Raw genomic sequence first — 25,681 nt, 5'->3', positions numbered from 1 at the left:
CCAGTAAAAGGGCTTTTTTTAGCGCTGTCATTTTCTTGTAGTATGTTGTTTATACCTTTACTGTTTGTTTTTCCCCCTGTCCTAAAAGACAGTTTCTATAAATAAACAGGAAAGTTTAATGAAAATAATAAAGACGACATTAGCAATTTCAGTAGGCGCGATACTCACTTCCAACCCAGTAATAGAGGCGTCGGCAGCGGAAATCGCCATAGCCGGCGATATGAATCAAAGTTCTTCGACTAATCTAATTAGTTATCAAAATACTCAGCGAGACGCTTTTTCATCATCTGCTGATGGATTCCAGAAGTATCAACGAGGGGTATCTGACAGCATACCTTTTGCCGTGTTAGACGACAGCCTTTCTACTTTTACCGGCGACAGCCTGGGCATCATTGATGATAACAACGGTGATGAATTTTTCGGCGTAACCGACACAGTAAACCCAGATAACAGCGAGCCTGTAAGCGCGCAATGGGTATTTGATATTAGTGGAGCTCCCCAGTTAGGGTTATCGATAGATATTGGTGCGATGGGGGATTTTGAAAATTCAGATTTTTTCACTATTACAGCCTCAATTGATGGAGGCGTCGAGCAGGTTTTAATTGCTAGTTCTGTTGATGAATCTGGAAGCGCCTCTTACACCTTGGCAGGTGGTAGCTCATTTGAATTAAACGACCCTTTATTTGCCAACGATACACAGCTTTCTAACAAATTAAAGACTATTCGAGCAGCAATTGAGGGCACGGGAGCAACTTTGCAGGTGACGCTTACTGCATCATCTAATGGCGGCAGTGAAGCGTTTGCGTTTCAAAACTTATCAATTATTAGTGGGTTCGAAGAAAGCGAGCCTACCGGTCCAGAGCTTGTTTCCATAGCGGATATTCAAGGCACTGGCTTTTCAACAGAGTTGAGCGGTGAGGAAGTCATTGTTGAAGGTATCGTTGTCGGGGATTACCAGCGTAATGATGAAACCGATAACGGTGATCTTCGTGGTTTCTTTCTTCAATCATTGACACCAGATGGTAACCCGCTGACCTCTGAGGGAATATTTATTTTTGATGGTTCTTCTCCTTCCGTAGATGTCAAAATTGGTGATGTCGTAAGCGTGATAGGCTCTGTTTCAGAGTTTAGTGGAATGACGCAGGTTAGTGCTGATTCGGTGGTAGTAAATGCTGAGGGGCAACCCCTTCCTGAGGCGGTGTCGTTAACGCTTCCCATCAATGATGATTTGGATCTCGAGTCGGTAGAGGGCATGCGAATAATTCTGGAGCAGCCTTTGGTCATTTCAGAATACTTTAATTTTGATAGGTTTGGTGAAATTGTGCTTGCGCTACCACTAAACAACGAAAATCGCTTGATAACACCAACGGCGATAGAAGCGCCTGGTTCTAGTGCATTTGAACAAAGAGATATCGCTAACAGCCAAGCAAAAATTACGTTAGATGACGGCCGTACGTCGCAAAACGCTGATCCTGCCATACACCCTAATGGCGATGTCTTTTCTTTAACGAATAGGTTCCGTGGCGGAGATACGGTGCAATTTTTAAACGGGGTTATGCATCAGGCGTTTGGCGCGTATCGAATTCAGCCAACATCAGGGGCTCAATTCCTTGAAACTAACCCAAGACAGAGCGCTCCCGCTTTTGAAAGTGATATTACGGTAGCTTCATTTAATGTACTAAATTATTTTACCACCTTAGATGAAAACGGAAACCGTTGCGGACCGAATGATAGTTCGTGCCGAGGCGCAGATAACAGCGAAGAATTCGAGCGCCAAAAGCAAAAAATAGTTGCTGCGCTTGTAGATATAGATGCTGATATTGTGGGTCTTATTGAAATAGAAAATAACCCAGATGTATCGTTAAAGGATCTTACCGATAGCGTAAATGGCGTTTTGGGTAGTGAGGTTTACGCTTATGTAGATACCGGAACCATTGGTACAGATGCAATTAAAGTAGGATTAATCTATAAACAAGAAAGCGTGGAAACTGAGGGCGCGTTTGCAACAATAGACTCTTCTGTCGATAGTCGTTTTATAGACCAGTTAAATAGGCCTGTTCTGTTACAAACTTTCCGAGAAAAACAGCGAGGCGGTGTGCTTTCTGTTGCCGTAAATCACCTAAAGTCTAAGGGCAGCGATTGTGAAGATTTTGGTGATGTAGATATGCAAGACGGACAAGGGAATTGTAACGACGTGCGCAATGACGCTGCAAAAGCGTTCGTTGATTGGATCGCTACAGATCCTACAAACAGTGGCGACCCCGATGTATTAGTTATTGGCGATTTGAATAGTTACGATAAAGAAGATCCTATCTTAACAATAACGTCGTCAGGTTTTACTGATTTAGTAGCCAAATATGAAGGCGAGTTTGCTTACTCTTATGTATTTGATGGTCAGGTGGGATATCTTGACCATGCCTTGTCATCATCTGTTTTGACGGAGCAAGTAATAAATACACAGGTTTGGCACATTAATGCTGACGAGCCTGATATTTTCGATTACGACACGTCATTTAAAAAAGATGCACAAGATGCATTATTCGAACCTAATGCTTTTAGAAGTTCGGACCACGACCCTGTGATTGTGGGCATTAATTTAAATGTAGTTCCTGAAGACAAATCCCAATGTAAAAAGGGTAACTGGAAAACACTGAACCGTCATGACGGAAGTACGTTTAAAAATCAAGGTGACTGCGTGAGTTTTGTTAATACGGGTAAATAAAGCAATCATCTTTCTTGTGATGCTGCAAAAGGTAGCTATTTAGGCCGCCATGTTGCAAGCCGTATTAATGGTATGGACCCTCTCCTCCCATAAAGGCTTCAAATGAGCCAAGATAGAGTTATTCAAATCACTATCAAGAAGAAGAGGGTCACATGAATAAGATAACAATAGGTCTTGATATCGCCAAGTCTGTTTTTCATTTAGTTTTTATGAATCAATCAGGCAGAGTGCTCAGAAAGAAGAAGTTAAGGCGTCACCAGATGTTGTCCTATTTTAGTCATCTGGAGCCAAGCATTGTAGTGATGGAAGCCTGTGGAAGTTGCCATTACTGGTGCAGGGAATTGACGAAAGCCGGGCATGAAGTCAAAGCGATAGCACCGCAATACGTTGTAGCATACCGAAAAGGCAATAAACATGATTACAATGATGCAGAGGCGATAGCCGAGGCTTCACAACGCGAAGGGATGCGATTTGTGCCGTTTAAGTCTCAGGAACAACAAGATGTCCAGCTTATGCATCGGATTAGAGAGCGTATGATAGCGCAGCAAACGGCGTTGAGTAATCAGATAAGAGGCTTGTTGAGCGAATACGGTATTGTGTATGCACGGGGTGTAGCGGCTTTGGTGAAAGAACTGCCTTTTACCCTGGAAGAGGCTGACAATGGATTGAGTATGCTAGCTCGCCGACAGTTTCAAGGCTTACTCAATGATTTGCGGGAACTGCGGGAGCGCATAAAAGAAATGGACAAGGAGTTGAAAGCGTTCTCACAAAGCCAGCCTGTATGCGAGCGTTTAATGAGCATGACAGGAATCGGGCCATTGATTGCTACCGCGTTATATGCAGGCATTGGACAAGGCCAGGCTTTTAATAGCGGCCGACATTTAGCCGCTTGGTTAGGTGTAGTGCCCAAACAACATACAACGGGAGATAACCCGAGGTTGTTAGGTATTAGCAAGCGAGGGAACACGTATTTACGCACCCAGATGATTAACGGAGCCAGAGCCGCCTTGCGCCATATTGGAGATAAAACCGATAACGTGAGTCAGTGGTGTCGGGCATGTTTAGCCCGCATGAGCTTTAACAAGGCGTGCGTCGCACTGGCTAACAAAATGGTAAGAATGGCCTGGGCTATGCTGCATTACCAACAGGATTATCAGCCGGGACTGATAAATAAAGCAGCGGCTTAGCCGATGAAACCCAAACCAAAGTTAAGTAAATAATCTAAAACAGGAAGCCTATCAACATATTGCAAAAAGACAATGTACTGATGATTAACGGTTCATAACCATCTTGTTCAAATCAGTTTATACCAATGGCCTTCGAGGCCGCCGGATTGATGAGACAACAAGGTGCGAACAACCATCAAGGCTAGAAGTCAAATGACTTCATGAAAAAGCCGAATATATGGCAGCAATGAATCACGTTAATAAGTCAACACGGTGTCTTGCAATCGGAGAGGGTCCATATATGGTATAAAATCACTGTGATAAAGCTGCGCTCAAGCGCAGCTTTTTTTTGATAATTCTTTACACAACTTATGACGATACCTTTCTCCAAAAAATAGCACTTTACAAAGATAACGCCTAAAGTATGTCAATAATTAGATAGGCCATAAGACAGACTTAAAATAATGTCGTCGCCTGATTCGAACAAACAGTGCTTTTAAGTTGATTTGTTATGAATGATATTGGCGTTTGCACACTAAAATAATAAGGAAACCTTACAAATGATAAGAAAGATGTTGGCAGTTAGTAGCGCTGTTGCGTTAGCGTTGAGCACATCAGTTGCTATCGCAAATTCTCATAATGACGCTCTAAAAGAGCCAACCGTTATGCAAAAAGCTCAAAGTGAGCATGAAAAACTCTTTGCTCTTTTTGCAGCATCGGACGAGCGTTATTTAGCACTAAACCCTGTGATGGCCATATTCCGCGGTGATATGCGACGGGCAGATCGCTTGGGCGACTTTTTAACTGATGCTCATGATTTAGCAAGCCGTACCAGTACACAGCTCAATTTGTCGGAACTTGCGCAAATTGATAGAAGCAAGCTAGATGATACTGACAAATTGGCTTATGACGTTTTCAAATATAACCAAGAGCTTGCACTTGAAATGTCCTCGCCAGAGATCAGTGCGTTATTTTTAGTACGCCCTGTAAATCATTTTAGTGGGTTTCATACTTTTTACCCCTTTTTTGCCAGTGGTGAGGGGGCTGCTCCTTTTAAAACCGTTGAAGACTATGAGAACAACTTATCACGCCACAAAGATTATATTGCCATTTCAGACCGTGCTATAGAGCGTTTTAAAGAGGGGATGGAATCTGGCGTGTTAGAAACTACGCTTACCATAGACCGCGTTATTAAGCAGTTTGATACACAGCTAGCAATACCGCTAAAAGAGTCGCAGTTTTGGGGGCCTATGACGATGTTTCCAGAATCATTTTCTGAAGAAGAAAAAACTCGTTTAACGAGTGAATATGAGCAGGCTACGCAAGACATTTACGATGCCACCAGACGCATGCGCGACTTTCTTAAAAATGAATACTTACCCATTGCTCGTGAAACCATCGGTTTGAGCGACATGAAAGGTGGCGCGAAGCTTTATGAGTTGATGGTAGAGGACTCTACTACGCTGCCTTTGACTCCCGACGAACTGCATGAACTTGGTCTTAGAGAAGTTAAGCGCATTAAAAACGACATGCTAGCGATAAAAGACGAAGTGGGTTTTGACGGCACGCTAAATGAGCTTTTCGACTTTGTGCGAACAGACTCTCAGTTTAAGCCTGAAAGTCGTGAAGCATTAACCCAAAGCTACTATCGTATTGGCAAAGAAGTAGACAAGAAAATTGATGAGTATTTCTCACTATTGCCAAAGTCAGGGCTAGAAATAAAGCCTTACGATCCGGCTATTGAACAGTTTAGTGCCGGTGGTTCTTATCAACCGGGTACGCCTGATGGGTCACGTCCAGGAACGTTTTTCTTTAATGCCTATGATTTACCTAGCCGCTTAACTACGGGGAATGTGACGCTATACCTTCATGAGGGAGCACCAGGCCATCATTTCCAAAATAGCATTGCGCAAGAAAACGACTCACTGCCTTCGTTTATGCGCTTTAGCTTTTTGCCCGCTTTCGGCGAGGGATGGGCGCTATACTCTGAAACGCTAGGGTACGAAATGGGCTTTTTCGATGATCCGTGGAACCGTTACGGTACATTGCAGGATGAGCAGTTAAGAGCCATGCGCTTGGTGGTTGATACCGGTATTCACGCGAAGGGCTGGAGCAGAGAAAAAGCCATCGACTTTATGCTCGATAACTCAGGCATGACGCGCACTGAGGTAGTGGCAGAGGTTGAGCGTTATATTGCTATTCCCTCACAAGCCTTATCTTACAAGGTTGGCGCATTAAAAATACAAGAGTTACGCGCACGGGCTGAACAAGCCCTTGGCAAGAATTTTGATATTCGAGAATTTCATGCGCAGGTATTAAACACAGGTGGCATTCCGCTGGCTATTCTTGAACAAAAAATAGACCGCTGGATAGCCAGTCAAAAAAGCTAGTCAAAAAAGTGCGCCTTTTAAAATAATACGCACAAAGCCAGCTTTTGCCATCAAGTGAAAGCTGGTTTTTTGATCTCACCTCCTCTACTCTAAAATTCAGCCCGTCGGGACTGGAAAGTAAAGTATGGCGAAGCGCAATGAAGCAACATAATGGATTTTTCGCGACTTTAGCCGCTATTGGCTTTGCCAGTGTAGCGTTAAGCCTTCCTGGCTGCCAAAACGCTTAGATTTTCGCAGCCAATTCGGCGCCCTGACGAATGGCTCTTTTAGCATCTAGTTCTGCTGCTACGTCGGCGCCACCTATAATGTGTACCGTAAACCCAGCTTCTTCAAGAGGCGTTTTTAATGGCGTGAATGGCTCTTGGCCTGCACAAACAATCACGTTATCGACTTCCAGTAGTTTTGGTTTGTCGTTAATAACAACGTGAAGCCCTTTATCATCAATTTTTTCGTAAGTTACGCCATTAATCATTTGTACGTTGTGAAGTTTAAGGGACTGACGGTGGATCCAACCCGTTGTTTTGCCTAAGCCCTTACCCACTTTTGTAGTTTTACGCTGAAGTAAAAATACTTCGCGTGTAGTGGGTGTGAGCTCTTTTTCCTTAAGTGCGCCGCCGGCGGCATAGCTTTTATCAATACCCCAATGTGCTAGCCACTTGTCTCTATTTTCAGTTAGGTCTGCTTCTTCTACTAAGTATTCAGCGACATCAAACCCGATGCCTCCGGCACCGATCACCGCTACACGCTGGCCTACTTCAACATGATCCCGCAATACGTCTAGATAACCCAAAACTTTCGGATGGTCGTGGCCTTCAATAGTTAGGCTTCTAGGTTTAATACCTGTAGCTAAGATAACCTCATCGAAACTTCCATCCTTTAATGTCTCTGTGTTAGCAAGAGTATTTAAATGAATTGTGACATTGGCTCGCGCTAATTGATGCGTAAAGTAACGAAGGGTTTCATAAAATTCTTCTTTACCAGGTATTTGCTTTGCGTAATTAAATTGACCACCAATCTCGCTGGCTTGATCGAATAGATGCACATCGTGCCCGCGGTCAGCGGCGTACATGGCAAAGGATAGGCCTGCTGGCCCAGCGCCAATAACCGCTAGTTTTTTCTTATTAGAGGTTGGTGAGAAGGTGAGTTCGGTCTCGTAGCATGCCTGCGGATTCACTAAACAGCTTGCACGCTTTTGTTCAAAGGCATGGTCTAGGCAGGCTTGGTTACAGGCAATACAGGTGTTGATGAGGTCTGACTCGTTTTGCATTGCTTTGGCCACAAAATGAGCGTCGGCAAGAAAAGGGCGTGCCATGGAAACCATATCTGCGTGTCCATCTGTCAATACTGACTCTGCAACTTCTGGCGTATTTATTCGATTGGTAGTCACTAGCGGCAGCGATACCTCTGCCTTCATCCGCTTGGTTATCCAGGTAAAAGCCGCGCGCGGAACCGAGGTTGATATGGTTGGCACTCTCGCTTCATGCCACCCAATGCCTGTATTGATAAGCGTCGCGCCTGCCTTTTCTATCTCTTTAGCTAAATAAACCACTTCATCCCATTGGGCTCCGCCTTCGACTAAATCGAGCATTGAAAGACGGTAAATGATAATAAACTCAGCCCCTACTTTTTCACGCACACCTCTCACTACCTCGATAGCCAGTCGCGCTCTATTTTCGAGACTGCCGCCCCATTCATCGTCCCGCTGGTTAGTGCGTTCACAGAAGAATTGATTGATGAGGTAGCCTTCTGACCCCATAATTTCTACGCCGTCGTATCCAGCCTTTTGAGCTAAACCTGCGCAATTTGCATAGTCTTTTATTGTGCTTTTGATACCGCTTGAAGACAGTGCCCTGGGTTTAAATGGAGTAATGGGCGATTTCACGGATGAGGCTGAGACCGCTAGAGGATGGTAGCCATAGCGCCCAGAATGAAGAATCTGCATGCATATCTTACCGCCTTCAGCGTGAACGGCGTCGGTAATAACTTTGTGTTTTTTTGCGTGTCTCTTACTGGTCATTCTTCCTGCAAATGGGGCTACCCACCCAGAAATGTTAGGGCTTATTCCTCCCGTTACGATGAGGCCAACGCCGCCTTTTGCTCGCTCTGCATAGAATGCAGCTAATTTATCAAACCCGCCTTTTTCCTCCTCTAAGCCTAAATGCATAGAGCCCATCAATGTTCGGTTTCGCAGTGTGGTAAAGCCTAAATCGAGAGGCTCGAGAAGGTGAGGGTAGGGGGTAGTCATAATAAGTCTCTTTTTTATAATTTTATTGTTGCGCATAAACTGCCGGTGAACACTTTTACTTAATTACCTAACAGTTCGACAGAGCGTACTTTTATGATTATTTACTAGGAAAGGCTAATGGTAAAGTGACTTAGAGCAATAAAGGTCAACACGCTCTTTTTAGGCCTAAAAAAAGCGAGGGCTCGTGAAAAGCACCTCGCTTGGTATCCGTTTAGCTTTTAGAGTCATCGGCGGGCCGAATGAAAAAAACTGTCTGATAAAACTGTCTGAATAAAACTCTTCCATGGCATTATACTAAATCAGCTATGGCCTCAGATTTTTCAGCCATCGACATACATTTTTTGCTTAAACTTTAACGTCTGCTGGCTTGAAGCCCTTTTCACGCTAATTTCGAAACGATATGTCTCTTGGTCGCGAAACGGTAAGACAGCAAGATAATAGATAGCATCACCGTCTTCTACCTTTTTGAACGAAAGGTCGCGTTTTTTCCCGAGTAAATTAGTGGCATGGCCGTCAACCGAAACCCGCTGTGCTTTACCTGAATCTTTATCGAGCACAGAAATATTAACTAAAGCATTGTACTTACTTCTTACAATCCCATAGTTTGCTGCAACTTCAGGAGTAAGAAAGGGGGTGTTCACTACCATGTAGTGGACATCCCATTCGCCTAATGTCTGCTTTTGTTCTGCGTTAGCTTGAAGGCTCAAGCACATAAGCAACGCGCCTAAAATAACTGCTGACACTTTTTTTACTATCTTCACCGTCGCTCCTCGCTTTGATATTTTTTTAAATTGTGCTTTTAAAACTTCAGCGCTAACTTAAGCTGTTTTTATATTAGAGGCTGTTATGCCAATTTTATACACTCATAGCACTCTGAGAGCATCTTGGATCAACAGCTGTAAAAACTGTAATCCAATGATTGCAATCAGCACTGACAAATCAAGCCCGCCTAATGGAGGAATGATTTTGCGAATAGGCGCTAAAAAAGGCTCGGTAAGTTGATAAAGCACATAATCAACAGGAGATTGCCCTTGAGATACCCAACTAAGTATTGCGCGTAGTAAAAGTACCCAAAACATGAGCGAGAGCGTTTCTTTTATCACGCCCATGAAAGACATAATTGCAATACCTATTGGGTTCAAAGTACCGCCCGATATCAATATCAGCGTGACGAGCTTCAATGCACAAACCGCGAGTGCTAAAACAAATGTGGCGGTATCAAATCTGCCTAATGACGGAATAACGCGTCGCAACGGCCCCACTATAGGATGTGTTGCTTTCACAATAAACTGACTCATTGGATTGTAAAAATCGGCTTGCACCATTTGCAGCCACAACCGCAATATGACAATCATTAAGTAGAGATTGAATAGTGTATCAATCAAAAAAACCGTTGCGTTCATTTACTCTTGTTCCTACAAACGTTAAAGCTGTTTTGCCATTTCTTCGGCACGGGCGACGGCAGCACGCATAGACTTGCTAATGATGTCTTTGAGGCCCTCGTCGATAAAGGTATTTACGGCTTGTGCCGTAGTTCCGCCTTTAGAGGTAACTTGGGCACGCAGCTCGCTTAATTCAAGGTCTGGGTTATTACACACCATCTCGGCAGCGCCAAGCATGGCTTGCTGAACCATAAGACGAGACTGGTCTTTATCAAATCCCATGTTCATGGCTTCTTCTTGCATATTTTGAAGGAATAAGAAGAAGTAAGCTGGGCTGCTACCTGCAGCAGCAATTACGCCATTTATGCCGTCTTCGTGATCAACCCATACGGTTTCACCTACGCTGTTCATTACGTCATCAACGTAAGTTCGGTCTTCTTGAGATACCGTGCTGTCTGCATACATACCTGACATGCCTTTACCTAGAAGGCTTGGAGTGTTGGGCATGATACGAACAACTGGGTAGTCACCACCTAACATCTCTTGTAAGCGAGACACCGGAAGACCTGCCGCAATGCTTAAAAATAGCTTACCCGCGAGGTCGTTGTTTTTCTGAAGGTCGGCACACATGTTGCCCATAATTTGCGGTTTTACTGCAAGTACAATGGCATCGGCAAACTGGCAGGCTTCATCATTTGATTGTGTGGTTTGTATGCCAAATTCTTCTTTCAGCTTGTCTAGCTTCGGTGTAGACGGGTTAGCTGCGAGTATATTTTCTTTTGCATAACCAGACTGAATTAACCCACTAATGATGCTGCGACTCATGTTGCCTGCGCCAATAAATGCCAATTTTTTCTGTTGCATGTAAATCCTTACTGTTGTCTGTGTAATTCTTAATTCAACACGCAAAATTGCACAAATGTATATTCGTAACTGCGTATTGCTTTTATAAGTAGCTCAAGTGCACTGTTAAAACGTCAACGCCACTGTGTTTATCGCTAACGCTGCGTTTTATTACGTTACCGTTTTGCGAAGTGACTTAACCACGCTTACCAAAAATTGCTGTGCCTATGCGCACCATGGTAGATCCATTTTTGATAGCCGCGTGCATATCGCTACTCATTCCTACCGATAGAGTATCAAAATTGGCCAGCGATTTGTGGTAATGGTCATATAATTCCTTCAGCTTACCGAGAGTGCTTTGTTGCTCTTCATCACTTGGGTTGGCTTTTGGAATGGCCATAATTCCGCGAAGACAAAGCTTTTCTTGCGACTTAATAAACTGAATTAAGCTGTCAAGTTGGTCTGGTTTCACGCCAGATTTACTCTCTTCGTCATCGATGTTGAGCTGAATACAAACATTTAATGGAGGTAAATTGTCAGGACGTTGCTCGTTTAGTCTTCGAGCTATTTTTTCTCTATCTACAGATTGCACCCAATCGAAATGTTCTGAAACGACTTTGGTTTTATTCGACTGTATGGGGCCTATCATGTGCCACTCTATGTCGGTGAGGTGAGCAAGTTCCTGAACTTTTTCAACACCTTCCTGAACATAGTTCTCTGCGAACATTCGTTGTCCCGCTTCATACGCTTCAATAATATCCGATACGGGTTTTGTTTTGCTAACCGCTAGTAATTTGACTGAATTTGGTGGACGATGTACTGAAGTAGCGGCTTGTGTGATTCCCTGAAGTGCGGAATCTATTCTTTCTGCTATTGTTTGCATTATTCACCTTGTTATGGAGAAGTTGTTGTGGATATTACCGAACTTTTAGCGTTTAGTGTTAAGAATAACGCCTCAGATTTACACTTGTCAGCCGGACTTCCGCCGCTTATTCGCGTAGACGGCGAAATGCGCAAGCTCAATGTCCCAGCACTTGATCACAAGCAGGTTCACGGGCTCGTTTATGAAATCATGAACGATATGCAACGTAAAGAATACGAGGAAAATCTAGAAACCGATTTTTCTTTTGAAGTAAAAGGGCTGTCGCGCTTTCGTGTCAACGCGTTTGTTCAAAACCGCGGTGCTGCCGCTGTACTTCGTACTATTCCTAGCGACGTTCTGACTCTTGACGATTTAGGCGCGCCGGATATTTTTAAGGAAATTATTAATCAGCCAACCGGCATTGTTTTAGTAACCGGTGCAACGGGCTCCGGTAAAAGTACTACACTAGCGGCCATGGTAGACCACATTAATACTCACAAGCGTGAGCACATTCTTACTATCGAAGACCCCATCGAATTTGTTCACGACAACAAACTTAGTTTGGTCAACCAGCGGGAAGTACATCGAGATACGCATTCATTTAATAATGCTTTGCGATCGGCATTACGTGAAGACCCTGACGTTATCCTTGTAGGCGAGCTTCGAGATTTAGAAACCATTCGACTAGCTATATCAGCCGCAGAAACCGGCCATTTGGTATTTGGTACTTTGCACACTAACTCCGCGCCAAAAACTATTGACCGTATTATCGACGTGTTTCCTGCAGAAGAAAAATCGATGGTGCGTTCAATGTTATCAGAATCTTTGCGGGCGGTTATATCTCAAACGCTGCTCAAGAAAATAGGCGGTGGGCGTGTGGCAGCTCATGAGATAATGGTAGGAATACCGGCAATCAGAAACCTTATTCGTGAAGACAAAGTCCCGCAAATGTATTCAGTGATTCAAACTGGACAGGCACACGGTATGCAAACCATGGATCAATGCTTACAACGGTTAGTGGCTATGGGTGTTATCACTAAGCAAGACGCCGCGGCAAAATCGGTTGACAAACAGGCCATGAATAGCTTTTAGAGTGACTTTTTAGGGGGATTTTAGAACCCCTCTCCATGAACTATCTTCGGGAACAAGCATGCTAGACTCTCTTTTACAAAAAATGATTGATACCAATGCCTCAGATTTATTCGTAACGGCAAACTTTCCGATCAGTGCCAAGATAAACGGAAAGCTTACACCTATTTCCGATAGCGCAACTTCTGAGGAAACTGCTCTCGCTCTGGTTCACGAAGCCATGACCGAGAAGCAGCAAAAGGAATTTCACGAATCTAAAGAGTGTAATTTTGCGATTGTAAGAGAGGGCATTGGACGCTTTCGTTGCTCAGCATTTTGGCAGCGCGATCAAGCCGGCATGGTTATTAGACGTATAGTAACTCAAATTCCTAAAGCGGATGATTTAGGGCTTCCCAGAGTTTTAAAAGAAATCATTATGGCAAAACGCGGTTTAGTGCTATTTGTTGGCGGAACGGGTACCGGTAAATCAACATCATTAGCGGCGTTAATTGGCCATAGAAATGAGAACTCTCACGGTCACATTCTTACCATTGAAGACCCGATAGAGTTTGTTCATGAACATAAAAATTGCGTCATCACTCAGCGCGAAGTGGGCATTGATACCCAGTCGTTTGACGACGCTTTAAAAAGCTCTTTAAGACAGGCCCCTGACGTCATTCTCATTGGGGAAATTCGCTCTATGGAGACCATGGAATACGCTATGTCGTTTGCAGATACAGGGCACCTTTGTGTTGCAACTTTGCATGCAAACAACGCTAATCAGGCCATCGAGCGGATAATGCACTTAGCGCCAAAGGATATGCATGACAAGCTGCGATTCGATTTGAGTTTGAATATTCGCGCCATTGTAGCCCAGCAACTTGTTCCTACCCCTGATGGTAAGGGCCGCGTAGCCGCTATAGAAGTTTTATTAAATACCCCACTTGTGCGCGACCTTATTCAGCGAAATGAAATAGGCAGCCTTAAAGAGGCGATGAAGAAAGGGAAAGAGCAGGGAATGCAAACCTTCGATATGGCGCTTTATGACCTTTATAAACAGGGCCGTGTTGAAATGGATCAGGCTCTGCACCACGCAGACTCGCCTAACGATTTGCGTTTGATGATAAAGTTAGACGCCAGCGACAATTCAAGTTTAGGAACACTGTCGAACGTGTCGTTTGACATGGATGACTAGACATTTTCGCTTACACGGGTAGCTTACTGTAAAAGACTGTTAGGGAATGAACGCTTGAAAAAACTGTTTGCCTCAGAAGATGCCTTTGAGCTTCAAGCCATTCGCAGTGAGCTTGATGCACTGGCCATCCCCTATATGGTAAAAAATGAGTTCGCAGGTGGCGCGCTTGGTGAATTACCTTGGCAAGAAGCACAGCAAGAATTATGGCTAGTAGATGAAACATGGTTCAATCGTGCATCTAAAGTGGTTAATGCGTTTGAAAGTAAGCTCAAACCCACCGCGGAAAGTGACAGGAACGAATGGACATGCAGTGAGTGTGGCGAAGAAAATGGCGGCGCATTTGAAGTATGCTGGCAATGTAGCAAGGCCCGATAGTTTATAGGCAGTCTGTCAGAAGTTTATCAGCTATAAGCGTTTTCAACCCAGCTGGTGAAAATAACGCAGGCCGAAACGCTGTCTACCTTATCCTTAGTCAGCTTTTTGTACCCACCCAGTTCAAATAGCATGGCTTTGGCGTCTGTCGTAGTCAAACGCTCGTCACATAACTCTACATTCACTTTAAAGCGACCATGTAAACGGTTAGCAAATTTACGAGCACGCTGCGTCATCTCTTGCTCAGTGCCGTCCATGTTAAGCGGTAGTCCCACAACGACAGCGTGAGGAAGCCATTCAGCGTATAGTTTTTCAATCAGGCTCCAATCGGGAATGCCATCTCGCGCTTTCAATGCTGAAAGCGGGGATGCGGTGCCTGTGATCTCTTGGCCCACCGCCACACCAATGCTTTTGGTTCCGAAGTCGAAGGCCAGAACCGTGCGGTTTCCAATGTGTTCTTGAGAGTTACCTTGAGATTTATGCATGGCCAGAACCAGGCGCTAACTGCCATACATCAACGCCTAACTTGTTCACCGTAGCCTGCCATTTTTTGTGAATTGGCGTATGAAATAGTATATCTTCGTCGGCTTCAATGGTAAGCCACGCGTTTTCCTGCATTTCTTGTTCAAGCTGGCCTTTAGACCAGCCAGCAAAGCCCAACGCTATGATGACGTCTTCTGGACCTTCATCGTTGCCTATTGCCGTTAGAATATCTTTCGATGTGGTTACCATAATGCCCGGCGCTAGCGCGAGGCTAGAGGCCCATCCCTTTTGCGTAGAATGCAGTACAAAGCCTCTTTCTTGGCTTACTGGACCGCCTGCTAGAACAATTTGTTCCGCTTTGTCTGCAGAAACATCAAGCTCTTTATCCGTTTGCTCAAGTAACTGCTTTACATTCATTGTTGAGGGTTGATTGACAACAATACCCATTGCGCCATCGGCGTCGTGCTCGCACACATAAATGAGGGAGCGAGAAAAGTAAGGATCGTCTAGGCTTGGCATGGCTACCAAAAAATGATTTTTTAAACTCTTTAATTCCGTCATATTTTCTCAGTCTTGCTACATCGGTATTGTTTCAACACGCCCTAGTTATGTGCCAATCTCTTTTCAATGGCTTCAAATAGTTTTTCCATAATATTAATGTCAAAGTGTGCTTCAATTTCTCGAACACACGTAGGGCTTGTAATATTTATTTCGGTTATTTTATTACCTATCACGTCTAAGCCAACGAACAATATATTATTTTCTTTCAAGGTTGGCGCAATTGCTTCGGCTAATGCTTTATCAGACTCTGAAATTGCCTGAGGGCGGCCTGTTCCGCCTGCTGCAAGATTACCTCTAGTTTCCCCTTTAGTTGGAAGACGAGCTAAGCAGTAAGGCATAACTTCACCATCAACGATGAGCACCCGCTTGTCTCCGTCTTTTATCTCAGGCAGATACTCTTGAACCATCATATATCGTGTGCCAAGTTGGGTGAGGGTTTCTATAATCACACCAAGATTATTACCGTCTGGTTTTACTCTGAATATAGAAGCGCCGCCCATTCCATCAAGTGGCTTACAAATTATATCTTTGTATTTTGCGTGAAATTCTCGAATAGGTACTTGGTTATTAGCTACAAGCGTGGCAGGGATGTGCTCAGGGAAATACGATGTAAAAAGCTTTTCATTATAATCGCGCAGAGCCTGCGGATTATTGACTACCAATGCTCCGGCGTCTTGGGCTAGTGATAGCATTTGTGTAGCATAAAGAAACTCGCTGTCGAAAGGCGGATCTTTTCTCATCAGCAGTACGTCAATATCACCAAGCTGAACTGTATTTGTTTCGGTTATTTCATAAAAGTCGGTAGGTTGATCTTTGACTAATACTGTTTTTGCCACCCCCATAGGTTTACCGTTTTCTAGATAGAGATCTTTCAACTCAAAGTATACGACCTTAGCACCCCGGCGCTGTGCTTCCAGCATCATTGCGAGGCTTGTATCTTTATGTGGAGTTATCGCCTCGATTGGGTCCATTATTACGCCAACAGTGTATTGCATAGAGTTCTCGCTTGAATTAACGGTAAATAAGTAAATGGCAATAATACCCCATATGTTGGGGCGTTTTAGCATAGTATCAAGTTACGTTAAGTATTTCAGTTGGGGCTTTTTAGGTTGGCCAGGCCTCACTAAAAGTCACCGTGCAACGACTGTAGGATACTTAATGAAGTAATGGCCGCTGTTTCTGTTCTCAGTATACGGGGACCAAGACTGACAGAAATATACCCATTCTCATTTGCTTGGTGTATTTCGGAATCTGATAGCCCACCCTCAGGCCCAATAAGTAATCGATACCCTTGTGTATTATAAGGCTGTCGAGCTAAAGGCTGAGTTGCGCCAGGAGCAAGTACCAGTCGAGAGGTTGACGTGGAATGAGAAAGCCATTGCCCTATAGATACAGGTTCATTTAGTTTGGGAATAACGTTACGACCGCTTTGTTCACAAGCCCCAATGATGATTTTTTGCCATTGTTGTAATTTCTTTTCCCAACGAGCTGGGTCTAATTTAACTGCGCATCGCTCTGTGATGATTGGGGTAATTTCACTTACCCCTAATTCAACGCCCTTTTGAAGCACAGTGTCCATTCTGTCGCCTTTTGATACGCCTTGGCCTAAGTGCAGATGAAGGGGGGATTCGTTTGAGACAGACAAGCAAGCATCGATTTCCACAATGACCTTTTTGCGCTGAACATTAATAATAAGGCCGCTGTATTCATTACCGTCGCCGTTAAATAAAACAATGGGGCGGTTTGCCTTCAACCGAAGTACAGTGGCCACGTGATGTGCAGCTTCTGGAGTTAATTCAAACTCTTGTTCTACGGTGATAGCGTTGGGGTAATAGATTCTTGATATGCGCATGTGAAAAAAGACAAAAATTATTTAGCGCTATGATACGTGGGGAAGGGGCCGACTTGCAACGCTATCACTGCCGAAAAAATGGTACTGCCCTAATAGGCTACCAGTCAATCAGTGATAAACCCAGGTGATCAAACAAGTACTAAATTACCTGTGCTGCTCGCGCTGGGCTTTGACCCGTGGGGACACTGGAAACCTTTGACTCGTTAAGTGCTTTCGAGTCATTTGTGTCTACTGCTGGATAGTGCATTGCTATGGAACGGTTAGCTTGAGGTGCTAGCTTTGATGACTCTGTCGCTTTTAAATCTGCTGAATTTGAATTTCTTGCATGCTTTGTGTGCCTGCCTTTGTCTGGACGTAAAGCGTAAATAAAAATTCCAGACACTACGACAAATAGGGTGGTTAAAAGCAGCATGAGAAAATCCTTCTTGTTGCATAAATTGCTAGGGCAGCAAACCCTTGAGTATAAAATAGTAAAAATTCTGTTTTTGCAGATGTTCACTATCCATGCATTGGTCGCAAATTTGGTTGAGTACCAAACACATCATCCATGAGACTTTAGTATAACGTCTGCAGCCAAAAAGTAATTGTTTTTTTAATCACATTTTTTAGTTCGCTTTACTGTCTAAAAATGCGTTGTCACGATCAATATGAAAATTACAAAGGAAGTATGAAAGCCAATACCTGATTCTCAACTGTAGTAAAAAGGTTATTAGATTTTTATGACAGGGAAATGACTACATAAAGTCGGGGCGGTTAAACAGCCCAGCTTTGCAACAACACTCTTCCCGATGCTTTTTCTTACTACTTTTGTATAGCTTTTAGCGAGGTTGTATTAGCTGAAAGCCGCGATGCACTATGACTTTAGCGTAATTTTGAAAGGTTAATTAAGTTTGACTATTGGTGATATTTGTTTTTACTGATACCTTGATTTGCACAGTGACCACAAACTCAAAAAGGAAAAATTATGGAAGAACAACTCTCGCTCTTATCTGCAAGTGATATTGAAAGGTATATAAATGATTACGCAATTCCATGGGGTATTAATATCGCCATGGCTATTGCTATCTATGTTATTGGTCGAATTGTTGTAGGCCTGCTGCTTTCTGTTTTCAGACGTGTAATGGCAAAGTCTAAGTACGACGATATGTTGGTCGATTTCTTAGAAGCGATTATCAGCGCCATTTTGATGCTATTTGTTATCGTAGCATCGTTAGACCAATTAGGTGTTGATACAACGTCACTCGTTGCTATCTTGGGTGCTGCAGGTTTGGCTATTGGCTTGTCGCTGCAGGATTCACTGAAGAATTTCGCAGCGGGCGTTATGCTTCTTGTGTTTAAGCCGTTTAAAGCAGGTGATTTTGTTGAGGCAGGCGGTACATCAGGCTCAATCAAAAAGATCGGCATTTTCACGACCACAATGACGACTCCTGACAATAAAGAAATCATTGTGCCAAATGGAAATATCTACGGTGGCAATATTACTAACTATTCGGCAAAACCTACACGTCGTGTAGATATGGTAGTGGGTATTGGTTACGACGCAGACTTGTTAAAAGCAAAGAAAATTCTGCAAGAAATGGTAGAAGCTGACGACAGAATTCTGTCAGAGCCTGCTCCTCAAGTAGCCGTGTCTGAGCTTGCCGACAGCAGTGTTAATTTTGTAGTTCGCCCGTGGGTTAATGCAGCAGATTTCTGGGGTGTTAAGTTTGACTTTACTGAAGCGGTTAAATTGCGTTTCGACCAAGAAGGCATCTCTATTCCATTCCCACAAATGGATGTTCACTTACACAAAACTGACAGTGAATAACATCACGCCAGTTGCGTAAACGAAAACGCCGCTTTCTTAAGCGGCGTTTTTTTTGTCTCTAAAGCAAGGTCAGCACGCCTTACTTACAGTTTGGGCGGTTAGTGGTAGCTTGATAGTCAGCAAGCGCAGGACTCATGTTAGCTCGTAAGTCATTAATACGGGTTTGCGGAGCGGGGTGAGTGGATAGAAATTCCATTGGGCTATTACCGCCACTCGCTGCTTCCATATTTTGCCAGAGATTCACAGATTGGCGAGGATCGAAGCCAGATTTAGCCATAAGCTGCAGGCCAATTTCGTCTGCTTCCGACTCGTGAGTTCGACTAAATGGTAGCTGTACACCAACCTGCATACCCAATCCTATGGCTGCCATAATAGGGCCTGACTGAGGCACCTCATTCGCTGCTAATACTTGGCCTGCAGCCTGTGTACCCATGTTGATAAGCGTAGATTGTGACATTCGCTCGTTGCCGTGCTCGGCGATAACATGGCCTACTTCATGGCCGATAACCGCAGCGAGTTGATGCTGATTTTCTGCAACTTTTAAAAGGCCGGTGTAAACACCAATTTTGCCGCCAGGTAGCGCGAATGCATTGACCTGCTCATCGTCAAAAACAACCACTTCCCACTGACCATCAAACACTGAAGATGGCACCTGCGCAGTTATGGCATTTGCAATACATTCAACATAGCTATTTTGGACTTGTTTTGTAGACACCGTAAGTTCCTCTTTCATCCCTGAAAAAGCTTGCGCACCCATTTCTGTTAGCTGTGCGTCTGAAAACAACAGCACTTGATTTCTACCAGTAGGGGACGTGGCGCAAGAGGTGAGCGCAATAGTAGCGGCGACAACCGCCGATAGCGTGAATTTCAATTTCATTTTAAATCCTTGGTGTCTGAAAATTATTTAAGCATACCTGCATTTTAATCATGAATATAGCAACCTGATTGGTTGATTTATTCAGATACTTTGCTGCAACTTCGTTTACACATTATTTGGGGGCAAAAATGCAAGGAAAAGCTCGAAAAAAAACGCCACATAGAAGCTCGCTGTAAAGGCTTTGCCAAATTAATATTTGTGTCATAAACTGGCTTTAATTTGTACATAGAAGTTAAATCAGTTTTCTGTTGTACTGTCGAGATATTGAATATAATACCAAGCCTGCTTATTGCCTACCTGCTTATAGCTTATATTAAGCGCCTCGCGGTAAATAAAGCGCAATGCACGCAGGAAGCGATATTTGTCTAGCAGTTCAACTTGAGATACCACAATAAAAAAGGAAATAAAGATGGCAGTGCGTAATAAATTCAAGTACGGGTTACTCGCTCTTTTAGTATCAGCATCATTAACCGGGTGTGGCCTCGATGGCGATGATGGTGAACAAGGCGAAACTGGTGCTCAGGGTCCTCAAGGTGAACAGGGTGCCCCTGGAGCAGATGGAGCTGATGGTACCGATGCATCTATTGGGATTGAACTGGATGTTGTAGGTCGAGCTTTCCTTGGTAATCAAGGTGCGGCTGAAATTGTTCAGTATCATGTAGCCACTCAAACGATTTACGCGACTAACACGGGAACAAATACCATTGCGGTTATCCCTGCCGGAAACCTTACCTCTGCTGTATTAGCCGACCCAATCAACACCGTTAATCTTACTCCTTCAACTATTACGTTACCTGCTGACATTAACGGTGCAGTGTTAGGCGGCGTCAACAGTATTGCCGTTAATGGCGATCTAATGGCGGTAGCCGTAGCTGCAGATGTAAAAACGGACAACGGATTTGTGCTTTTTTATAGTGGTCTTGACGCTGGTGCAGCAACTTTCTTAGATTCAGTAGAAGTAGGTGCTCTGCCTGACATGGTTACCTTCACGCCAGATGGCGGTAAGGTATTGGTTGCTAACGAAGGTGAGCCTTCAGATGATTACACTGTGGATCCAGTGGGTTCTGTGTCTGTTATCAACATTTTAGCTAGCGGCGAGCCTGAAGAAACAGGCACAACAGTTGGCTTTAGCGCTTTCAACGATGCTCAAGCAGATCTCATGTCTCAAGGCATGATGTTTCCTAATCCGTCAGGTCGTACAATAAACGGCACTGCCATTACTACTACAGTGGCTCAGGATTTAGAGCCTGAATATATTGCGGCTACCAACGACGTGGCCTACGTAAGTTTGCAAGAAAATAACGGGTTAGCTGTTATCGACTTAGAAGAACTGACAGTTGATGTAGTTGGCTTAGGCACAAAAGCATGGGCTAACTTGGATATTGATATCCAAGAAAATGATTCAGTGAGTTTTGGTCAGTACACTGGTCTGTATGGCGTTTATCAGCCAGATAGTATGGCTGCATTCTCATGGAAAGACGCAACGTTTTTAGTAACCGCTAATGAAGGCGATGCTCGCGAATATTTCTTTGACGTAGCAGATGAGGCAGCGTGTACTGCCGCTGGTGGTGTGGAATTTGATGAAGACGACGGTTGTTTAGCCTACACGGACGAGGTGAGAGTAGAAGACTTAACGGCTGCACCAAACTCTGAATTAGCCATGCTACAGGCAACGGGGGAAGCGGACGACTTGCGTGTAACATCTGCCATGGGAGATGCTGATGGTAATGGCGAATACGATGCTGCGTATGCCTACGGTGCTCGCTCGTTCACTATTTGGGATCAAAATGGGCTTGTAGTATACGACTCAGGTGATGATTTCGAGCGTATTACTGCATCTGTTCACGGTGTTCAGTTCAACAATGATAACGACCTAAACGAAGGTGACTCTCGCTCGGAAAATAAAGGGCCTGAGCCAGAAGCTATTACGGTGGGTCAAATTGGCGACCGCACCTACGCATTTATTGGTTTAGAGCGTATGGGTGGAATTTTTGTCTATGACGTTACCAATCCTTACGATGTTCAGTTCACAGAGTATGTGTTTAACCGAGACCTAACAGACGGGCTAACTGCAGACGATATTATCGGTGACCTTGCCCCAGAAAGTCTGGTTTTCGTTAGCGCTGAAGACAGCCCAAGCGGAGAAGCGTTGCTTATTGTTGGCAATGAAGTAAGTGGCACAGTGTCAGTTTGGCAAATCAGCCAGTTGTAAATTTCGATGTACTTGTAATAGCCTCTAAAGAAGCTCGCTGTTAAGCGAGCTTTTTTATTTGGCGCGATGTAGCGCTGCTTTCCTCTGTTTATTACAGGGCCTTTATCCCCGCCCCAAAAGGTTTATGCAATACAATTCACAGAGTTTGCTCTATATCACAGAATAGTTACAGGGCGAGTGTATTGAGGTAAGCTATAACAAAAGATACGGTGTAACTTAAATCGCCATCGGATTGTTATATTAAAGACTTGCCTAATTCGAATATTCAAAGTGTTTATTCTGTCTTTAATGTTGGTCTAATGGCAATGGCCGTCATAAAGGTGTTTAGCAGACCTTTTATTTGCGTTTGCATGCCTTTGGTTACCATATAATTAGAAGAGTATTACTATGTCTCAGCAAGTCGTTATCAGTGGCGTTGGTGTCTGGCACCCCGAAGAGAGCATAACCAATGAAGAGTTGGTGGCGAGTTATAATTCATACGTCGATAGTTTCAACGATAAAAACAAAGAAGAAATAGAGAAAGGCGAAGTAGTGGCGATGCCTTACTCAAGTGCGGAGTTTATTGAAAAAGCGTCTGGGATCAAAAGTCGTTATATCTACAAGAAAGATGGTGCGTTAGATATAAACCGAATGAAGCCTAAAATTTCTCCGCGAGGCGACGATGAACTTTCTCATCAAGCGGAAATAGCCGTAGAAGCAGCACGTTTGGCATTGAGCGCGGCTAAAGTAAGCGCTGAGGATATTGATGCCGTAATTGTTTCTTGTGCTTACACGCAAAGGGCCTATCCAGCCATTGCTATTGAAGTTCAAGAGGCCTTGAATATAGAGGGCTTCGGCTTTGATATGCTTGTAGCTTGCTCGGCGGCAACGTTTGGAATGCATAGAGCGTTTGAAATGCTTAGCGCTGGAAACGCGTCTCGAGTACTTGTGATCAACCCAGAATTAGTGTCACCACAAATCAATTATACGGATCGCGACAGCCACTTTATTTTCGGTGATGTAGCGACAGCAACCGTGATGGAGTTGGCTAGCACAGCGAAGGGTGAACATGTGTACGACGTGTTGAGCACAAAAGCGGTAACTAAATTCTCCAACAATATTCGTTCAAATTTTGGTTACTTAACCCGCGCGGAAGACGTTGATCCGTATGGTGTCGATAAGCTATTTCATCAGGCTGGGCGCAAGGTGTTCAAAGAGGTGTGTCCTATGGCGGCAAGTCATATTGAAGAGCATCTTGCTAGACATGACATTTCACCTGCTGATGTAAGGCGCTGGTGGCTTCACCAAGCGAACATCAATATGAACACGCTAATTTGTAAACGCCTGCTTGGTCGTGATGCAACTGAACAAGAAGCGCCGATTGTGCTTAATGAATACGCGAATACAGCATCGGCAGGCTCAGTGATCGCGTTTGGTTTAAATCACGAAGACCTTGTTTCAGGCGATCTAGGCGTGCTGTGTTCTTTTGGAGCAGGCTATTCCATTGGCTCGCTAGTGGTGAAAAAGCGTTAGACGTTGTGTGAAGGGGGCTTATTGAGAGCGCCCACAAGACCGTAAAAAAATTATTATTCACTAGGACGAATGCAACTAAATGGTTTCAGACTTAGGGTACGGGCTTAACAGCTTAGCGCATCTTGCACTGCTACTTTTATTGTTGACGGTAAGGAAACCAGGCGTAGCAAAGCACTTACTTGTGCTTGCTACTGCTACCACGGTTATTTGGTCAACAAGCTTGATCACGCTGCTTTTTGGACCTATTTCATTAAGTTGGTTACTTACTGTCGATATTGTAAAGCAACTAGCGTGGTTGCTATTCCTCGCAAGCTGCATTCAAACTAATTTTCAAAGCCTTCACCATGTTCTAAGACGTCCGACAACGTTAATAATATTGGCTCCAGCCTGTTTTGCGCTGGCTTCTTCTTATTTTTTTGCTGCCAATCCTGCGTGGAGCTTTTTAACACTAATAGTGCTGTCTCTCGAGGTATTGGTGCTGTTAGAAGTAGTTTATAGACAGGCGGGAAGAGAACAGTGGGCATTTAAACCGCTTATTATCTATCTTGGCGCTGCAAATGTGTTTGAGTTTGTAACCTACGCTAATGCCACTATGGTTAATCAAGTGGAAGTTGGTTATATCGCAGCTCGTGGTTATATTTATTTTCTTCTTATGCCGCTTCTGGTTATTTCAATTCGCCGTATTCATCACTGGGGAATAGATATTTTTATATCTCGAGACGTGGTGTTGCACAGTTCATTGCTCCTTGTTGCTGGTGGCTATTTGTTCGTTATGGCTGTTATTGGCTATGCTATTAACTTTGTTGGAGGTAGTTGGGGAGCAACAGTACAAATCATACTTGTGGTGATGTCATTTGCGCTTCTTGCCACTGTCTTCTTATCGAATGCTTTTAGAACCAAGATAAAAATCTTTATTACTAAGCACTTCTTTGCCAATCAATACGACTACCGTGTTGAATGGGTAAAACTCACTAAATGGCTGACTCGTTCGGGAGAGAGCACTTCAGATGTTTATCACGCAGGACTAACCGGCTTACTAAATGCAGTTCAGTACGACTCAGGTTTGCTTTTCAAGGTCTCAAAAAGTGGTATTGAATGCATCGCTAAAGCATCGCAGCTTAGCCATGCTGATATTGATGAAAAGCAAATCATTATGCTCAACAAGCTGGTTGAATATAGCGGTGAGAACGGCTGGATTATCGATACCGATGCCTACCTTGTTAAGCCCTTTGACTACGAAGGGTTGAAACTAGACAGAGAGGTGCTAAAGCAATGGAATTACCAGCTTTTTATTCCTTTCATGCAGGATAACAACGTGTGGGGTTTTGCTGTATTAGCCGCTGGAGACAAAGAAAAAGTGACCCTAAATTGGGAGGTGAAAGACTACCTCAATGCAGTTTCAGAGCAAGTTGGAACTTTTATACAACATCATGAAGCTGCGCAGGTTGTGGCCGAAAATGCCCAATTTGCTGCCTTCAATCGCATGTCAGCATTTGTGCTCCACGACTTAAAAAATGTACTAGCTCAGGTTGACCTAATATTGGCTAATGCTCAGCAGCATAAACACAACCCCGAATTTATTGAAGACACCTTCGAAACACTTGAACATACTAAAGCGCGTATGGAAAAAATGTTAAAGCAGCTTACGGATAAAAAAGTAGTTGAGGACAGTGTTAACGATGAGCAGTATCTTTCTAGTGTTATTGATGAGGTAATAAAGCAGCGGTGTAGCTCATTAAGTCCAGTGCCTAAGCTGCATCTGATGAAAGAACGGTCTGTGGTGGTGGACAAAGAAAAAGTAGCGAATGTGCTCTATCACTTGATAAGTAATGCCCAGCAAGCCACGAGTGATGATGGCGAGATTGATGTGGTATTAAATGTAGATAGTGCGCAAAATACACAATTAGTGCTTATTGAAGACTCTGGCATAGGCATGGAAAAGTCATTTATAGAAGAGCGATTATTCAAACCTTTTGATACCACAAAAGGGAATGCAGGGATGGGTATTGGAGCCTACGATGCAAAAACATACCTAGAGTCTATAGGCGGTAAGCTAGTGGTAACAAGTGAAGTTGGAAAAGGTAGCTGTTTTACTCTTCATTTTCCAATAGTATAGCATTAAGCATTAAAGG

At 43.8% G+C, this 25,681-nt stretch carries 22 protein-coding genes; 10 read left to right on the top strand and 12 right to left on the bottom strand.

Features of this window, described 5'->3' with window-relative positions; genetic code table 11:
• The first annotated feature begins 118 nt into the window (after positions 1 to 118).
• The 3 genes from CW735_RS14835 (at position 119) to CW735_RS14825 (ending at position 6,278) form a co-directional block, all read left to right on the top strand.
• On the top strand, positions 119 to 2,722 hold the full coding sequence (locus CW735_RS14835; RefSeq protein ID WP_100972812.1) for an ExeM/NucH family extracellular endonuclease: 2,604 nt from the start codon (positions 119 to 121) through the stop codon (positions 2,720 to 2,722).
• A 152-nt stretch (positions 2,723 to 2,874) separates the two neighbouring features.
• Positions 2,875 to 3,909 carry an IS110 family transposase gene (locus CW735_RS14830; protein ID WP_100970735.1) on the top strand — a complete coding sequence of 345 codons (1,035 nt, stop codon included), beginning with the start codon at positions 2,875 to 2,877 and terminating at the stop codon, positions 3,907 to 3,909.
• Between the two features lie 539 nt (positions 3,910 to 4,448).
• Positions 4,449 to 6,278 carry a DUF885 domain-containing protein gene (locus CW735_RS14825; protein ID WP_100972811.1) on the top strand — a complete coding sequence of 610 codons (1,830 nt, stop codon included), beginning with the start codon at positions 4,449 to 4,451 and terminating at the stop codon, positions 6,276 to 6,278.
• Positions 6,279 to 6,501: 223 nt separating this feature from the next.
• Here the strand turns inward: CW735_RS14825 and CW735_RS14820 are convergent, their stop codons facing one another.
• The 5 genes from CW735_RS14820 to CW735_RS14800 form a co-directional block, all read right to left on the bottom strand.
• The gene (locus CW735_RS14820; RefSeq protein WP_100972810.1) at positions 6,502 to 8,523 is read right to left on the bottom strand and encodes an NADPH-dependent 2,4-dienoyl-CoA reductase; all 2,022 of its coding nucleotides are present in this window, start codon (positions 8,521 to 8,523) and stop codon (positions 6,502 to 6,504) included.
• Between the two features lie 320 nt (positions 8,524 to 8,843).
• Positions 8,844 to 9,236, bottom strand: coding sequence for a DUF4426 domain-containing protein (locus CW735_RS14815; RefSeq protein ID WP_083595403.1), 393 nt, complete (start codon positions 9,234 to 9,236; stop codon positions 8,844 to 8,846).
• 150 nt (positions 9,237 to 9,386) lie between these two features.
• The gene (locus CW735_RS14810) at positions 9,387 to 9,926 is read right to left on the bottom strand and encodes a YggT family protein (RefSeq protein ID WP_071980412.1); all 540 of its coding nucleotides are present in this window, start codon (positions 9,924 to 9,926) and stop codon (positions 9,387 to 9,389) included.
• A 21-nt stretch (positions 9,927 to 9,947) separates the two neighbouring features.
• Positions 9,948 to 10,769: a pyrroline-5-carboxylate reductase gene (gene proC, locus CW735_RS14805; RefSeq protein WP_071980411.1), complete on the bottom strand. Its 822-nt coding sequence runs from the start codon at positions 10,767 to 10,769 to the stop codon at positions 9,948 to 9,950.
• Between the two features lie 175 nt (positions 10,770 to 10,944).
• Positions 10,945 to 11,631, bottom strand: a complete 687-nt coding sequence (locus CW735_RS14800; RefSeq protein WP_071980410.1) for a YggS family pyridoxal phosphate-dependent enzyme — start codon at positions 11,629 to 11,631, stop codon at positions 10,945 to 10,947.
• A 27-nt stretch (positions 11,632 to 11,658) separates the two neighbouring features.
• Here CW735_RS14800 and CW735_RS14795 point away from each other — a divergent pair, with 27 nt between their 5' ends.
• The 3 genes from CW735_RS14795 to CW735_RS14785 are packed head-to-tail and all read left to right on the top strand — an operon-like array spanning position 11,659 to position 14,248.
• Positions 11,659 to 12,702, top strand: a complete 1,044-nt coding sequence (locus CW735_RS14795) for a type IV pilus twitching motility protein PilT (protein WP_071980409.1) — start codon at positions 11,659 to 11,661, stop codon at positions 12,700 to 12,702.
• A 58-nt stretch (positions 12,703 to 12,760) separates the two neighbouring features.
• A complete protein-coding gene (locus tag CW735_RS14790; RefSeq protein WP_071980408.1) occupies positions 12,761 to 13,873 on the top strand; it encodes a PilT/PilU family type 4a pilus ATPase in 1,113 nt (370 codons plus the stop codon).
• A 54-nt stretch (positions 13,874 to 13,927) separates the two neighbouring features.
• The gene (locus CW735_RS14785) at positions 13,928 to 14,248 is read left to right on the top strand and encodes a putative signal transducing protein (RefSeq protein ID WP_100972809.1); all 321 of its coding nucleotides are present in this window, start codon (positions 13,928 to 13,930) and stop codon (positions 14,246 to 14,248) included.
• A gap of 26 nt (positions 14,249 to 14,274) precedes the next feature.
• On the opposite strand, the gene ruvX is transcribed toward CW735_RS14785, so the two are convergent.
• The 5 genes from ruvX to CW735_RS14760 form a co-directional block, all read right to left on the bottom strand.
• Complete coding sequence (gene ruvX / locus CW735_RS14780; protein ID WP_100972808.1) at positions 14,275 to 14,730, bottom strand: Holliday junction resolvase RuvX; 456 nt, start codon at positions 14,728 to 14,730, stop codon at positions 14,275 to 14,277.
• Positions 14,723 to 15,289: a YqgE/AlgH family protein gene (locus CW735_RS14775; RefSeq protein WP_071980405.1), complete on the bottom strand. Its 567-nt coding sequence runs from the start codon at positions 15,287 to 15,289 to the stop codon at positions 14,723 to 14,725. The genes ruvX and CW735_RS14775 overlap by 8 nt, the downstream gene beginning before the upstream one ends.
• 41 nt (positions 15,290 to 15,330) lie before the next feature.
• On the bottom strand, positions 15,331 to 16,284 hold the full coding sequence (gene gshB, locus CW735_RS14770) for a glutathione synthase (protein ID WP_071981333.1): 954 nt from the start codon (positions 16,282 to 16,284) through the stop codon (positions 15,331 to 15,333).
• A gap of 128 nt (positions 16,285 to 16,412) precedes the next feature.
• Complete coding sequence (locus CW735_RS14765) at positions 16,413 to 17,141, bottom strand: 16S rRNA (uracil(1498)-N(3))-methyltransferase (protein WP_100972807.1); 729 nt, start codon at positions 17,139 to 17,141, stop codon at positions 16,413 to 16,415.
• A 139-nt stretch (positions 17,142 to 17,280) separates the two neighbouring features.
• A complete protein-coding gene (locus tag CW735_RS14760; protein WP_100972806.1) occupies positions 17,281 to 17,553 on the bottom strand; it encodes a hypothetical protein in 273 nt (90 codons plus the stop codon).
• Positions 17,554 to 18,105: 552 nt separating this feature from the next.
• On the opposite strand from CW735_RS14760, the gene CW735_RS14755 reads away from it, so the two are divergent.
• Entirely contained in the window at positions 18,106 to 18,948 is an 843-nt protein-coding gene (locus CW735_RS14755; protein WP_100972805.1) for a mechanosensitive ion channel family protein, read from the top strand.
• 79 nt (positions 18,949 to 19,027) lie between these two features.
• Here the strand turns inward: CW735_RS14755 and CW735_RS14750 are convergent, their stop codons facing one another.
• Together CW735_RS14750 and CW735_RS14745 are read right to left on the bottom strand one after the other, a co-directional pair.
• Positions 19,028 to 19,825 (bottom strand): M48 family metallopeptidase, encoded by a 798-nt coding sequence (locus CW735_RS14750; protein ID WP_100972804.1) that lies wholly within the window; start codon positions 19,823 to 19,825, stop codon positions 19,028 to 19,030.
• Positions 19,826 to 20,062: 237 nt separating this feature from the next.
• Positions 20,063 to 20,257 (bottom strand): hypothetical protein, encoded by a 195-nt coding sequence (locus CW735_RS14745; RefSeq protein WP_100972803.1) that lies wholly within the window; start codon positions 20,255 to 20,257, stop codon positions 20,063 to 20,065.
• Between CW735_RS14745 and CW735_RS14740 the strand changes: the two genes are divergently transcribed.
• The 3 genes from CW735_RS14740 to prsK all read left to right on the top strand — a co-directional run bounded on the left by CW735_RS14740 (position 20,235) and on the right by prsK (position 25,665).
• Positions 20,235 to 22,037 carry a choice-of-anchor I family protein gene (locus CW735_RS14740; RefSeq protein WP_100972802.1) on the top strand — a complete coding sequence of 601 codons (1,803 nt, stop codon included), beginning with the start codon at positions 20,235 to 20,237 and terminating at the stop codon, positions 22,035 to 22,037. The genes CW735_RS14745 and CW735_RS14740 overlap by 23 nt on opposite strands.
• 387 nt (positions 22,038 to 22,424) lie before the next feature.
• The gene (locus CW735_RS14735) at positions 22,425 to 23,549 is read left to right on the top strand and encodes a beta-ketoacyl-ACP synthase III (protein WP_100972801.1); all 1,125 of its coding nucleotides are present in this window, start codon (positions 22,425 to 22,427) and stop codon (positions 23,547 to 23,549) included.
• Between the two features lie 79 nt (positions 23,550 to 23,628).
• Positions 23,629 to 25,665 (top strand): XrtA/PEP-CTERM system histidine kinase PrsK, encoded by a 2,037-nt coding sequence (prsK, locus tag CW735_RS14730; protein ID WP_100972800.1) that lies wholly within the window; start codon positions 23,629 to 23,631, stop codon positions 25,663 to 25,665.
• The last annotated feature ends 16 nt before the right edge of the window (positions 25,666 to 25,681 follow it).

The sequence above is a fragment of the Alteromonas sp. MB-3u-76 genome, assembly GCF_002831605.1.
In the GTDB taxonomy this organism is placed as follows: Bacteria; Pseudomonadota; Gammaproteobacteria; order Enterobacterales; family Alteromonadaceae; genus Alteromonas; species Alteromonas hispanica.
This window is presented reverse-complemented; position numbering and strand designations above follow the sequence as displayed.

What these genes read in the sequence shown, in the direction of transcription:
- proC (WP_071980411.1), bottom strand. Translation starts at nt 10,769, where the DNA reads ATGCAACAGAAAAAATTGGCATTTATTGGCGCAGGCAACATGAGTCGC.
- prsK (WP_100972800.1), top strand. Translation starts at nt 23,629, where the DNA reads ATGGTTTCAGACTTAGGGTACGGGCTTAACAGCTTAGCGCATCTTGCA.
- CW735_RS14735 (WP_100972801.1), top strand. Translation starts at nt 22,425, where the DNA reads ATGTCTCAGCAAGTCGTTATCAGTGGCGTTGGTGTCTGGCACCCCGAA.
- gshB (WP_071981333.1), bottom strand. Translation starts at nt 16,284, where the DNA reads ATGCAATACACTGTTGGCGTAATAATGGACCCAATCGAGGCGATAACT.
- CW735_RS14740 (WP_100972802.1), top strand. Translation starts at nt 20,235, where the DNA reads ATGGCAGTGCGTAATAAATTCAAGTACGGGTTACTCGCTCTTTTAGTA.
- CW735_RS14755 (WP_100972805.1), top strand. Translation starts at nt 18,106, where the DNA reads ATGGAAGAACAACTCTCGCTCTTATCTGCAAGTGATATTGAAAGGTAT.
- CW735_RS14825 (WP_100972811.1), top strand. Translation starts at nt 4,449, where the DNA reads ATGATAAGAAAGATGTTGGCAGTTAGTAGCGCTGTTGCGTTAGCGTTG.
- CW735_RS14760 (WP_100972806.1), bottom strand. Translation starts at nt 17,553, where the DNA reads ATGCTGCTTTTAACCACCCTATTTGTCGTAGTGTCTGGAATTTTTATT.
- CW735_RS14790 (WP_071980408.1), top strand. Translation starts at nt 12,761, where the DNA reads ATGCTAGACTCTCTTTTACAAAAAATGATTGATACCAATGCCTCAGAT.
- CW735_RS14835 (WP_100972812.1), top strand. Translation starts at nt 119, where the DNA reads ATGAAAATAATAAAGACGACATTAGCAATTTCAGTAGGCGCGATACTC.
- CW735_RS14750 (WP_100972804.1), bottom strand. Translation starts at nt 19,825, where the DNA reads ATGAAATTGAAATTCACGCTATCGGCGGTTGTCGCCGCTACTATTGCG.
- CW735_RS14775 (WP_071980405.1), bottom strand. Translation starts at nt 15,289, where the DNA reads ATGACGGAATTAAAGAGTTTAAAAAATCATTTTTTGGTAGCCATGCCA.
- CW735_RS14800 (WP_071980410.1), bottom strand. Translation starts at nt 11,631, where the DNA reads ATGCAAACAATAGCAGAAAGAATAGATTCCGCACTTCAGGGAATCACA.
- CW735_RS14810 (WP_071980412.1), bottom strand. Translation starts at nt 9,926, where the DNA reads ATGAACGCAACGGTTTTTTTGATTGATACACTATTCAATCTCTACTTA.
- CW735_RS14830 (WP_100970735.1), top strand. Translation starts at nt 2,875, where the DNA reads ATGAATAAGATAACAATAGGTCTTGATATCGCCAAGTCTGTTTTTCAT.
- CW735_RS14765 (WP_100972807.1), bottom strand. Translation starts at nt 17,141, where the DNA reads ATGCGCATATCAAGAATCTATTACCCCAACGCTATCACCGTAGAACAA.
- CW735_RS14815 (WP_083595403.1), bottom strand. Translation starts at nt 9,236, where the DNA reads ATGTGCTTGAGCCTTCAAGCTAACGCAGAACAAAAGCAGACATTAGGC.
- CW735_RS14820 (WP_100972810.1), bottom strand. Translation starts at nt 8,523, where the DNA reads ATGACTACCCCCTACCCTCACCTTCTCGAGCCTCTCGATTTAGGCTTT.
- ruvX (WP_100972808.1), bottom strand. Translation starts at nt 14,730, where the DNA reads ATGCATAAATCTCAAGGTAACTCTCAAGAACACATTGGAAACCGCACG.